Source organism: Zoogloea dura (assembly GCF_012927165.1).
GTDB classification, from domain to species: domain Bacteria; phylum Pseudomonadota; class Gammaproteobacteria; order Burkholderiales; family Rhodocyclaceae; genus Zoogloea; species Zoogloea dura.
This window is the reverse complement of the sequence record NZ_JABBGA010000040.1, coordinates 15,856-27,001: the sequence shown is the minus strand read 5'-3', so window position 1 is coordinate 27,001 and position 11,146 is coordinate 15,856. Positions and strand designations below refer to the sequence as shown.

The 11,146-nt window shown below is 60.6% G+C and carries 10 protein-coding genes and 1 pseudogene; 5 read left to right on the top strand and 6 right to left on the bottom strand.

The window, feature by feature from the left end; translation table 11 throughout:
- The 5 genes and pseudogenes from HHL15_RS24630 to HHL15_RS24610 all read right to left on the bottom strand — a co-directional run.
- Positions 1-203: pseudogene (locus HHL15_RS24630) on the bottom strand (copper-binding protein); the annotation flags it as partial.
- A 30-nt stretch (positions 204-233) separates the two neighbouring features.
- Positions 234-665, bottom strand: a complete 432-nt coding sequence (locus tag HHL15_RS24625) for a DUF411 domain-containing protein (protein ID WP_407058388.1) — start codon at positions 663-665, stop codon at positions 234-236.
- A gap of 107 nt (positions 666-772) precedes the next feature.
- Complete coding sequence (locus tag HHL15_RS24620) at positions 773-1,429, bottom strand: c-type cytochrome (RefSeq protein WP_148581749.1); 657 nt, start codon at positions 1,427-1,429, stop codon at positions 773-775.
- 37 nt (positions 1,430-1,466) lie between these two features.
- Positions 1,467-2,888 (bottom strand): multicopper oxidase family protein, encoded by a 1,422-nt coding sequence (locus HHL15_RS24615; protein ID WP_169148440.1) that lies wholly within the window; start codon positions 2,886-2,888, stop codon positions 1,467-1,469.
- A 16-nt stretch (positions 2,889-2,904) separates the two neighbouring features.
- Positions 2,905-4,347, bottom strand: a complete 1,443-nt coding sequence (locus tag HHL15_RS24610) for a TolC family protein (protein WP_169148439.1) — start codon at positions 4,345-4,347, stop codon at positions 2,905-2,907.
- A gap of 490 nt (positions 4,348-4,837) precedes the next feature.
- On the opposite strand from HHL15_RS24610, the gene HHL15_RS24605 reads away from it, so the two are divergent.
- The 4 genes from HHL15_RS24605 (at position 4,838) to HHL15_RS24590 (ending at position 8,231) form a co-directional block, all read left to right on the top strand.
- Positions 4,838-5,521 carry a heavy metal response regulator transcription factor gene (locus HHL15_RS24605; RefSeq protein ID WP_148581746.1) on the top strand — a complete coding sequence of 228 codons (684 nt, stop codon included), beginning with the start codon at positions 4,838-4,840 and terminating at the stop codon, positions 5,519-5,521.
- On the top strand, positions 5,521-6,954 hold the full coding sequence (locus HHL15_RS24600) for a heavy metal sensor histidine kinase (protein ID WP_169148438.1): 1,434 nt from the start codon (positions 5,521-5,523) through the stop codon (positions 6,952-6,954). The genes HHL15_RS24605 and HHL15_RS24600 overlap by 1 nt, the downstream gene beginning before the upstream one ends.
- A gap of 84 nt (positions 6,955-7,038) precedes the next feature.
- Positions 7,039-7,371, top strand: coding sequence for a hemerythrin domain-containing protein (locus HHL15_RS24595; RefSeq protein ID WP_148581016.1), 333 nt, complete (start codon positions 7,039-7,041; stop codon positions 7,369-7,371).
- Positions 7,372-7,667: 296 nt separating this feature from the next.
- Positions 7,668-8,231, top strand: coding sequence for a GNAT family N-acetyltransferase (locus HHL15_RS24590; RefSeq protein ID WP_148581015.1), 564 nt, complete (start codon positions 7,668-7,670; stop codon positions 8,229-8,231).
- 27 nt (positions 8,232-8,258) lie between these two features.
- Here the strand turns inward: HHL15_RS24590 and cadR are convergent, their stop codons facing one another.
- Complete coding sequence (gene cadR, locus HHL15_RS24585) at positions 8,259-8,756, bottom strand: Cd(II)/Pb(II)-responsive transcriptional regulator (RefSeq protein WP_148581014.1); 498 nt, start codon at positions 8,754-8,756, stop codon at positions 8,259-8,261.
- A gap of 113 nt (positions 8,757-8,869) precedes the next feature.
- Between cadR and HHL15_RS24580 the strand changes: the two genes are divergently transcribed.
- On the top strand, positions 8,870-11,128 hold the full coding sequence (locus tag HHL15_RS24580; protein WP_148581013.1) for a heavy metal translocating P-type ATPase: 2,259 nt from the start codon (positions 8,870-8,872) through the stop codon (positions 11,126-11,128).
- Positions 11,129-11,146: the final 18 nt, after the last annotated feature.

The following is an 11,146-nucleotide window of genomic DNA, read 5'->3' as shown; positions in this document are numbered from 1 at the left end:
CCGTTGGGCAGCGGGCCATGGGACAGGGTGAGCTTGCCGGCGGACTTGTCCACCTTCTTCACCAGGCCATCGGTCATTTGCGACGAGGCTGCGCCATGCCCGGCATGGGTTTCAGCAGGGCCGGGGTATTCGTTGTCAGCTAACGCCGGCGCGGAGAATGCGGCAACGAAAACTGCAGCAAGGGTGATGAACGAGGCTTTCATGGAAATTTCCTTCAGGAGAGGTATCGGAATTCAGTGACGGGCAAACACGCTGGTCGAACCATCCGCTTTGACGAGCAGCGTTTCGTAGGGCATTGGCTTGGCGCTCTCCATGCCGGGGGAGCCCGGCGGCATGGAGGGAACGGCCAAGCCAACGGCCTTGGGCTTCTCTTTCAGCAGGCGCTGGACATCCGCCGCCGGGACATGCCCCTCGATGAGGTAGTTGCCGACCTTGGCCGTGTGGCACGACCCGTAAGCGTCGGGCATGCCGAGCTTCTTGCGCTGCCCCGGAACGTCTTCCACCTCATGCGTCTTCACGTCGAAGCCCTGGGCCCGCATGTGTTCGACCCATTTCCCGCAGCAACCGCAATACGGGCTCTTGTACACATCGACCTGAGCCCCGGCCAGGGCGGTGCCCGCCATCAGGCCCAGGACGGACGACAAGATCAGCATCTGCAGTTTCATGGCGATTCCTTTGGTGAGTGGGATGGCTCATTTTGGCAAGCGCACTCCGACGGGAAGCTGTCCTGAAAATTACTTTTCTGTAATCTTCAAGCGGAGGCGCTGAAATCCTAGTGCGTATGCTTGAACCCGGGCGGATGGGTGTGCCCCTTTTTCTCCACGGCTACGGGAGGGACGGGCTCATCCTTTGCAGGGTCGCCATGAGCGTCATGGGCATCAAGCCCACCGTGACTGTGTCCCTCGCTGGATGCCACAAGCGCCGTATAGTCGGTCGCAGTCAGCCCTGGCAGCCTCTGGAGGAAGGCGACCAGATCCCAGATCGCTTCATCCTCCATCCCGCCCTTGGACCAGGCCGGCATGCCGGAGGCCTTGATCCCGTGCTTGATGATCCAGAACTGACGGGCCTGGGCGAATTGGGGGTCGAGCACCGCTTCGGGATTGGCAGTCAGCTTGGGCGGTGTCGGATAGAGTCCCTTGCGGATCTCTGAATCTTCAGCCTCTGGGGACAAGTGGCATCCCACACACATCGCGTCGTAGTTACCCGAGCCCCGGCGAACCCGTTCCGGATTGGCCAGATTGATGGGCGGCTTGATCTCGCTTGCCCGTACGGCAATGGAGCGCTCACGGGCAAATTCGAGCAAACGATAGGTCAGCGGGTGATGGGGCGCGTCGGCGGCGACGTTGATGGCGCCAGCGTAAAGAAGGACGGCCCCTGAAGCCGCACCCACGGCAGCCAGAACCGCCAGGGTGATCAGGGTCTTGTTCATGATGGGGTTCCTCGGTGCTTGTTATCGTGAGTGGCGCTCAGTGACCGGAGTGCGGACCAGGCTTTCGGACCTGCACGTCGGTGGCGGCGGGCTTGCCCTTCGCCGGCATGGATTGCCCCCCCTGGGTTTTTACGCGCGGCGGCTCAGCGGCTGGCCCGGTCCATTCATAGGCACGGGTGCCGGGAGGCTGCTTGTACCAGCCGGGGTCAGCGTAATCACCAGCCTTCTGCTCGGCACGCACCTTCAGTACGGTGAACATGCCCCCCATCTCCACCGCGCCATAGGGGCCTTGGCCTGTCATCATCGGAAGCGTGTTGTCCGGCAGCGGCATCTCCATTTCACCCATGTCGGCCATGCCGCGCTCTCCCATGACCATGTAGTCGGGAATGAGATCGGTGATCTGCTTGGCGGCTTCCCGGTGATCAACCCCGATCATTGTCGGCACGTCATGGCCCATCGCATTCATCGTGTGGTGGCTCTTGTGGCAATGGAAAGCCCAGTCACCCGCTTCGTTGGCGATGAACTCGACTTGGCGCATCTGCCCGACGGCGATGTCGGTCGTCACCTCCGGCCAGCGCGACCCCTTCGGTGTCGGGCCACCGTCGGTGCCGGTGACCGTGAATTCGTGGCCATGCAGGTGAATCGGATGATTCGTCATCGTCAGGTTGCCGACGCGGATACGGACCCGGTCGTTCTGGCGCACATTGAGGGAGTCGATGCCCGGAAAAGCCCGGCTGTTGAAAGTCCACAGGTTGAAATCGAGCATCGTGTTCACCTTCGGTGTATAGCTGCCGGGATCGATGTCATAGGCGTTCAGGAGGAAGCAGAAATCCCGGTCCACCTCGTCGATGAGGGGGTGCCGGTCCTTCGGATGGGTGACCCAGAAGCCCATCATGCCCATCGCCATCTGGGTCATCTCGTCGGCATGGGGGTGATACATGAAGGTGCCTGGCCGGCGTGCCACGAACTCGTAGACAAAGGTCTTGCCCGGTGGAATCTGCGGCTGGGTGAGTCCGCCGACACCATCCATTCCGCTGGGCAGACGTTGCCCGTGCCAATGAATGGTGGTGTGCTCAGGCAGGCGGTTGGTGACGAAGATGCGCACCCGGTCGCCTTCGACCACTTCGATCGTCGGGCCGGGGCTTTGTCCGTTGTAACCCCACAGATGGGCACTCATGCCGGGAGCGATCTCCCGCACAACTGGCTCGGCCACAAGGTGAAACTCCTTGACGCCCTTGTTCATGCGCCACGGCAGGGTCCAGCCGTTGAGGGTGACCACCGGGTTATAGGGCCGACCGGCGCCGGTGACGCCTCGCGGGAGATGCGGCGGCGCCGTGTTCGGATCCTCCTTCAGGATGAGCTCAGGAAGTGCGGCCATGGCGACGGGACTGATCGAGGCCGCGGCCACGGCGCCGCCGGTCAGGCCCAGGCTTTGGATGAATGCACGACGGGATGTCATCGAGTGTCCTTTCGGTTCAGTGATCCGGACGGCCGGTGCTGGCCGGAGCGGTACGTGAGGCGGCGGCCAGGGAGGGCTTGCCGATCAGGGCCATTTGTAGATCACTCTGGGCAATCCAGTAGTCACGCAGGGACTCGATATAGCTGTTCACACTGGTGATCTGGGAACGGGCGTCGGCAAGCAGATCGAAGACCCCGATCAGCATGCCGTTGTAGCGCAGCAGGTTCTCTTCGGCGATCCGCTTGTTGAGCGGCACGATTTCGTCCCGGTAGTGCTTTGCAATGTCGAAGCTGTTGCGATACGCCGAGTAGGCTTCGCGGACTTCCGAACGGGCGTTGATGGCGGCTTCGGCCGCACGTTCAACGGCCTGGCCATAGATCGCCTCCGCCTTGGCAACCTTGCTGCCGCCAAAGTCGAAGATCGGAAGCTCGAAACTCACTTCGTAGCCGCGTTTGTAGCCGCTATCCCGCGCGCCCTCCAGGACACGCGCCGGCCCGAACTCCAGCACGTTGATGAAGCGCGTGGCCTGGGTGAGACCAAGATTTTTGGCCAGTGCCTCGGTTTCGAGACGGACCGCCTGAAGATCGAGGCGCTGATCCAGTGCCGTTTGCTCGACAGCCGGCAGTTCGTCGGGCAGCTTGGGCAGATCTGGCAGGCGCTCGGGGAGTCGAATCGCCTGGGGTGATGGCAAGCCCAGCAGCTTGGTCAGCCGCTCCCGCGCCGCAATGCTGGCTTGCTCGGCCCGAGCCAGATCGAGGGCCGCGGACGCATAGAAACCTTGCTCGCGCGCCTGCTGAAGCCGGTTGAAGTTACCGACTTCCGCCATCTTGCGGGCCAGGCCAGCGCCGGCTTCCGCCGCCTGCTTTACTTTTCGGAGGTAACGGACCGACTCTTCGGCCGCGATGGCACCAAAGTAGGCCTTGCGCGTCTCGGAGGCCAGCCTCGCCACCTCCAGCGCCGTCATGCGCTGGGTCTGGGCGAAGTTGCGTTTCTCGACCTCCACGGCAAGCGGCATGGTGATCAGCGCGAACAGGTTGAAGGTCAGCACCTGTTCAATCTTGAATTCGCGTACCCCATTCTCGGCGCGGCTGGTACGAAGCATCGAAAAATGGGGGTTCGGCAGGCGCCCGGCCTGGACCATCTCGGCTTCGCTGATCCCAAGATCGTAGAATGCGGCGCGGAGTCCCCGGTTATTGTAAATGGCGACCTGAACAGCATCCTCAGCGGCCAGGGGCTTGGCCAGCAGCTCGGTCACACGTGTATCGACCTCCTTGCGGGCCTCGTCGCTCCTGGCCCATTGGGCATCGGCACCGATACGGGCGCGGGTCGTTTCCCGGATGGTGTCGAAGCCTCCGTCCGGGGAGAAACTGGCACAGCCACTCAGGACCAGCGTACCAAGGACCAGGGCGGTCAGGCCCTTGATGGCGCGGGAGTGTCGTGGAGATAGGGTTGAGCGCACGGCGAACTCCTAATGGTGATGATCAGCAGGGGGCCTCGCTGAGGCCGGCGGCGTCGCTCCGCTTTCCTTTTGCAAAGCCCCATCGGTGTTGGCAGGTGCCATATGGCCTGCATGCATGCCGCCTGTACGCTGAACACCATCATTGGCCGCTCGCCATGCGCCAACGGGGGCTTCCGACCAGGCACGATAATCGGACAAGGAAGACGCATGAGGGGAAGTCCTGGAGGCAGGCTCCAAGGTGGGCGGCTCAGCAGCCAGGACGCTTTTCGTCAAGGCCAGTGCCAGCAGTCCGAGCAGGGTTGATCGCATCGGTCGTCTCCATGGGGTCAAAAGGGGGCCTCGGGAATCTGGTGTTCCCATGGCGAGCAGTGTGCGGTGCAAAAACCGACAGGAGACTGACCCGGGAATTACATCTTTGTAATCTTGGGAAGAATGGAGGTGGCTTGCGCCAAACTAATGCTGCCAAATGGAGAATGCTGCGAGGAAGACCATGAAAATACTGATCGTCGAGGATGAACCCAAAACAGGGGACTACCTCAAGCAAGGGCTGGTTGAAGCCGGCTTCAATGTGGACCTGGTCCGGGACGGCATGGACGGACTGCACTTCGGGATGACCGAAGCTTACGACCTCATCGTGCTCGACGTGATGCTGCCGGGGCTCGATGGTTGGCGCGTCCTGCAGGCCCTGCGCAAGGCCGGCAAGGAGATGCCCGTCCTGTTTCTGACCGCCAAAGACAGCGTGGATGACCGAGTCAAGGGGCTGGAGCTAGGGGCCGACGACTATCTGGTCAAACCCTTCGCCTTCTCGGAGTTACTGGCTCGCGTTCGAACCCTCCTGCGCCGGGGGGCCAAGAACAAGGAAGTCGACGCCTTGCATGCGGCAGATCTGGAGCTGGACCTCCTGCGCCGCCGCGTCACGCGGGCGGGCAAGCGGATCGACCTGACCGCCAAGGAGTTTGCACTCCTTGAACTCCTGCTGCGCCGGCGCGGTGAAGTGCTGCCGCGCTCCCTGATCGCCTCCCAGGTGTGGGACATGAATTTCGACAGCGACACCAATGTGATCGAGGTGGCGGTGCGCCGCCTGCGGGCCAAGATCGACGACGGTTTTGAACCCAAGCTGATTCGCACCGTGCGTGGCATGGGCTATGTGCTGGAAGAACAGGAGGACGAATAGTGCGCCCTGTCCGCCGCAAGTCGCTGACCTTCCGCCTGACCGTGCTGTTCGCGGCGGCATCAACCGTGGTGTTGCTGGTACTAGGTTTGATTGTGGCTGAGTCCGTCGAACACCACTTCGAAGAGCAGGACATGGAGGCCCTGACCGGCAAACTCGAATTGATTCGCCATGCCTTGGCCAAGGTTCATTCGTCAAAGGATCTGGCAGCCATTCCGCAGCAGATGGACGACTCCTTGATCGGCCATCATGGCTTGGTCGTGGCAGTAAAGGGGCCGGATGGTCGCACCCTGTTCGCCACCGAGGACGCCCCTTTCCCCCAGCGCTTACTGGATCGGGTCAAAACACCTGAGGCTGAGCGCCCCTACGTGTGGCAAGTCGATGACCAGTTGTCCTTCCGGGGTATCGTGGCCGAAGCACCAACCGGAGTTCAGGCGTGGCCGCCCGCCGTAGTCGCCGTCGCGACGGACATTTCCCATCACCGGAGCTTCATGGACTCATTCATGAAGACCCTCTGGCTCGTGGTCATTGGGGGCACCTTGGCGACCGGACTACTCGGTTGGTTTGCTGCCCGTCGAGGCCTGGCGCCACTTCGCGAGATGAAGCGAAGAGCGACGGAAGTCAGCGCCCAACGTCTTGACCAGCGTTTACCTGTGGATGCCGTACCCGTCGAACTGGCTGAGTTGGCCGAATCCCTCAACGACATGCTGGCCCGGCTGGAGGAGTCGTTCAAGCGACTCTCGGATTTTTCATCAGACCTGGCTCACGAACTCCGGACCCCAGTCAGCAACCTGATGACGCAAACCCAGGTTGCCCTCTCCAAGACCCGAAGCTCCACCGAGTACCGGGAGGTGCTGGAGTCCAATTGCGAGGAGTTCGAGCGTCTGTCGCGGATGATTTCGGACATGCTATTTTTGGCCAAATCGGAGAACGGCCTGATCGTACCGGGCCAGGAAAGCTTTGATCTGGCGGACGAGGTCACTGCCCTGTTCGATTTCTACGGCGCCCTGGCTGAAGAGAACGGCGTCACGCTACGGCTTGAGGGCTCAGGACTGGTGACCGGAGACAGGCTGATGCTCCGGCGGGCCATCGGCAATCTGCTGTCCAACGCACTTCGCTACACCCCGGTTGGAGGACGCATTGTCGTGACGGTCAGCGTCGTACGAGACAGTGCGGACGCCGATACAATCCACCTCGCTGTCGAGAACACCGGGGAACCCATCCCGCCGGAACATCTGTCGCGTCTCTTCGACCGCTTCTATCGCGTGGATGCATCCCGCCGCCACTCTGGCGATGGCGCCGGGCTGGGCCTTGCCATCACTCGTTCAATCCTGCGATCTCACGGAGGCGACATCGAGGGACGGACGGGGGAAGGAAGCAACATCTTCGAGATGTGGATACCGACATTGATCGTCACGCCCCGCAGCACGGACTGACCCGTTTGCAAGCTCACAGCCATGATCTGCTCAAATGCGCTCACTTCCCCAAATGACTCGTTGCTTCAAGCAACGAGCCGTCGCTTGGAGTATCTCGGCCTTCATACACTCCGGGCGACATCCACTGGCGACACCGAGGCGGTTTCTGCCTTATTTGCCCAGTTCATCAACTGTACGTATCGCAGCTATGCATTGGAGGAGCGCTGGCTCAGCGCCTGGACTCCCCTCGATCGGGAAGCTCATGTCCGGGAACACACGCACCTGATCGAACTGACCACCGAGCTATACATGAACTTCATGGCGGATGACCGGCTTACCTGCGCCTCAATACGTCGTGCGCTTGAGGAGGCTTTCTTGCCGCACATCTTCATCAGGGATCGTGCGCTCTTGCCGTGCCACCACACAGTCTCGCCATGATTGCTGGAATGTACGGATTGCGTATATTCTCTTTTCTGTTCTAGTATCTCAATGCCTTCCCTTCGCATGGAAGGCGTTCCTACGTACAGACCCTATGCCATGAAGCAACCTGCTCGCAGCCTTCTCTTGAAGAAACACGCTTCGTCCCTCAAGGCCAAGAAGCGGCTTGTCGTGTCCGTTGAGTCTGTCCGGCCGACACCAGCGGTTCAGGAGCGCGCGGAGCAGTTGGCCGCTGCCGCTCGGCGTGCCAAGGAAGCACATTTCCTGGACAAGTACCGGGTCGCTTTGCCTGGCTGATGCTGACTGACGAGGGATATGGTTACCTCCCCATCACGAAGGTTGATCCGGCGACTCTCGGTACGTTCTCGTGCGGAAAACCTCGTCTAGACGATTTTCTGACGGCACAGGCACTGACCTTGCACGAAGCCAGACTGGGTTTCACCAATGTGGCTTTTCATCAGCATTTTGAAGGCCCGGTCGGGTATTTCACTCTCGCCAACGACGCGATAAAGCTCAACAACTCCGAGAAGTTCGACTTGGGGGTCTATGAGCACATCGAACTTGCTGCCTTTCCTGCCGTGAAGATTGGGAGACTTGCGGTTCACCAGGACCTGCAGCGTACGGGTGTGGGCGCCGCCTTGATGGCGCTCCTGCTTGGTGACATTCTCAATACGGCAGGCTTGTCCGCCGCACGATTGATCGTTGTCGATGCGGATAACGATGAAGCGGTGCTCGGTTTTTACCGAAAACTCGGCTTTGAAGTCAGCCTTTGGGCAGAAGAAATGGCCAAGAACCACACGAAGAAACGCACTCAGCCAGCCACGATCAAGATGCACCGGGACGTATTCAAAGACCTTTGAGCGAATCAGCCGCTCTGGGCCGGTCAGTCAGTCCTCCCCCTGTTCTTGCGTTCTTTGGACCACGTGCCGTCGGCCGCCGGCATGCGTTGCAGAAAGGTGACTCTCCGATACAGAGGGCCCGGCGACCTCCGTCGCCCCGTGCGACAGCTCGTTCAAGATTCCGCAATCGGCCGCCTGTCGACCGTCCCGGCAACATTCTCGGAGTGTCAGCAGCTGTTTTTCCAACTGCAGCAGCTCGCGTATCCGATCGGCGACGTGATTGATATGGGCATCGAGTAACGTGTTGACGTCCTCGCAACTTTCCAATGGGCGGTCCCTGAAACACAGAAGCACCCGGATTTCGTCCAGTGTCATGTCGAGGGAGCGACACCGCCGAATGAAGGCCAGACGTTCAAGATGAACGGCATCGTAGATCCGATAGTTGCCTTCCGTTCGCGCTGCACGCGGGAGCAGCCCCTCGCGCTCATAGTAACGAATGGTGTCTACCAGAGTACCTGTCTGCTGGGCGAGCTGACCGATTTTCATCGTAAGGCCTGAGCCCGGCATGAGCTCAAAAGTGAATTGACGAAGGCGATCACCTTACCCCCTTGACTCTGGAGTTGCTACAGGGTTTCCAATGGCAGCAATAGGAGATCACCATGAAACCATCGCCCATCAGCCTGCAACCCGAGACTCAGCCCTCATCCTGCGGGTGTAGCGGCACGTGTCACTCCCCCGAGGCGCCCTCCACGAACGTGCCTCTGCAAGCCGACGATACGGAAGGCGGTTTGCAGCTTCGCATTCCGGCAATGGACTGTCCTACGGAGGAGAGTGAGATCCGCCGGGCGGTCGAGCATATCGGCGCGATCGGTGGGCTTCGTTTTGATCTGTCGGCCCGCACCCTGCGCATCGATGCGCCAAATGAAGCGCTGCCAAGCATCATCGACGCCATCCGCAAAGCGGGCTTTGCCGCAGAGCTCGTCAAACCGGGTACGCCAGCGGGCACAGATCGCGACGGCATTCCACGTGGTATCGCTATTTTTGCGATGGCGCTCGTCCTGGCGCTTGGCGCAGAAGTCCTGGCTTACCTGATGCCCGAAGTGCTTCTAGCCAAGATTGCCGGGATGGGTTTGGCGGCAACAGCGATCGTGATGGCCGGATTTTCAACCTATAGCAAGGGGCTTGCTGCCCTGTCTCAGGGGCGTCTGAACATCAATGCCCTGATGTCGGTTGCGGTCACAGGTGCCTTCGCCATTGGTCAATGGCCTGAAGCCGCCATGGTGATGGCTTTGTATTCCATTGCAGAGCTGATTGAAGCAAGGTCGGTAGATCGGGCACGGAACGCGATCAAGAGCCTGCTCGCGCTCACGCCGGAAACCGCTGAAGTGAGACAGGCTGATGGCAGTTGGGATGTGCTTGCCTCCCGCGACGTGATGCTTGCTGCAGTCGTCAGGGTCAAGCCTGGCGCACGCATTCCGTTGGATGGCGTCGTGACTGCCGGGAGCAGTGCGGTCAATCAGGCACCGGTGACCGGCGAGAGCCTGCCGGTGGACAAGACCATCGGTGACACGGTCTTTGCCGGGACGATCAACGAATCAGGGCTGTTGGAATTCAGGGTGACGGCTCGATCCACTGAGACCACACTGGCCCGGATCATCCACGCGGTTGAAACAGCTCAAGGCAGCAAGGCGCCTATGCAGCGCTTTGTCGATCGCTTTGCAGCCCTCTACACGCCCGCTGTGTTCGTGATCGCGCTGGCCGTAGCGCTCCTGACCCCGTGGTTGTTGGAGTGGAGCTGGTCTCAAGCGCTTTACAAAGCCTTGGTCCTTCTTGTGATCGCCTGTCCCTGTGCCTTGGTGATTGCAACGCCCGTTACGGTAGTGAGTGGGCTCGCCAGCGCAGCACGTCGGGGGATTTTGATCAAAGGCGGCATCTATCTGGAGGATGCCCGTAAGCTGAAGGTCATTGCTCTCGACAAGACGGGGACGATCACCGAAGGCAAACCGAAGCTGGTCGCAACCGAAATCCTGGATCAGACCGTATCCGAGAAAGTGATTTTGGAGTGGGCCGGCAGCCTGGCAGCCCTCTCCAACCACCCTGTATCAAAAGCCATTTCAACGGCACTGGCGCCGTCCGCCACCGTTGTCGATCACTTCATGGCGCTGCCGGGGCGTGGTGTTCAAGGTCGCATCGGTAACCAAGACCTGATCCTTGGGAATCATCGATTGATCGAGGAACGCAAACTGTGCGGTCCTGCCATCGAAGCTCGCCTCGTCGAACATGAGGCCCAGGGGCGCACGATGACACTCCTGGCCAACGAAAGCGGAGTGCTGGCGATCTTCGCCGTTGCCGACACGATCAAACCTCATGCCCGGGAAGCCATCTCGGCCTTGCATACCCTGGGCGTCAAGGCAGTCATGCTGTCTGGCGACAACCAGGCAACGGCTCAGGCCGTTGCCGCACAGGCTAATGTGGACGATGCACGCGGGAATCTGCTGCCTGACGACAAGCTCAAGGCCATCGAAGCCTTGCAGAAAGAATTTGGCCCCACGGCGATGACCGGTGACGGGATCAACGATGCGCCTGCGTTGGCACGCGCCGATATCGGCATAGCAATGGGGGCTGCGGGGACGGATACCGCCATGGAAGCCGCCGACATCGTGATCATGAACGATGATCTGCGCCGTATTCCTGAAGCCATTCGGCTCTCGCGCACGACGCACAGGGTGCTTTGGCAGAACATCATTCTGGCGCTGGGAATCAAGGCAATCTTCCTGGTTCTGGCTCTGCTAGGCAGTGCCACCATGTGGATGGCCGTGTTTGCTGACATGGGGGCCAGCCTATTGGTGGTCAGCAATGGGCTGCGGCTACTACGCCTTGGTCAACCTGACGATCAACCCACCAAGGTTCACGGCTGAGTTGAAACATCTTCCGGT

What these genes read in the sequence shown, in the direction of transcription:
- HHL15_RS24625 (WP_407058388.1), bottom strand. Translation starts at nt 665, where the DNA reads ATGAAACTGCAGATGCTGATCTTGTCGTCCGTCCTGGGCCTGATGGCG.
- HHL15_RS24620 (WP_148581749.1), bottom strand. Translation starts at nt 1,429, where the DNA reads ATGAACAAGACCCTGATCACCCTGGCGGTTCTGGCTGCCGTGGGTGCG.
- HHL15_RS24615 (WP_169148440.1), bottom strand. Translation starts at nt 2,888, where the DNA reads ATGACATCCCGTCGTGCATTCATCCAAAGCCTGGGCCTGACCGGCGGC.
- HHL15_RS24605 (WP_148581746.1), top strand. Translation starts at nt 4,838, where the DNA reads ATGAAAATACTGATCGTCGAGGATGAACCCAAAACAGGGGACTACCTC.
- HHL15_RS24590 (WP_148581015.1), top strand. Translation starts at nt 7,668, where the DNA reads ATGCTGACTGACGAGGGATATGGTTACCTCCCCATCACGAAGGTTGAT.
- cadR (WP_148581014.1), bottom strand. Translation starts at nt 8,756, where the DNA reads ATGAAAATCGGTCAGCTCGCCCAGCAGACAGGTACTCTGGTAGACACC.
- HHL15_RS24580 (WP_148581013.1), top strand. Translation starts at nt 8,870, where the DNA reads ATGAAACCATCGCCCATCAGCCTGCAACCCGAGACTCAGCCCTCATCC.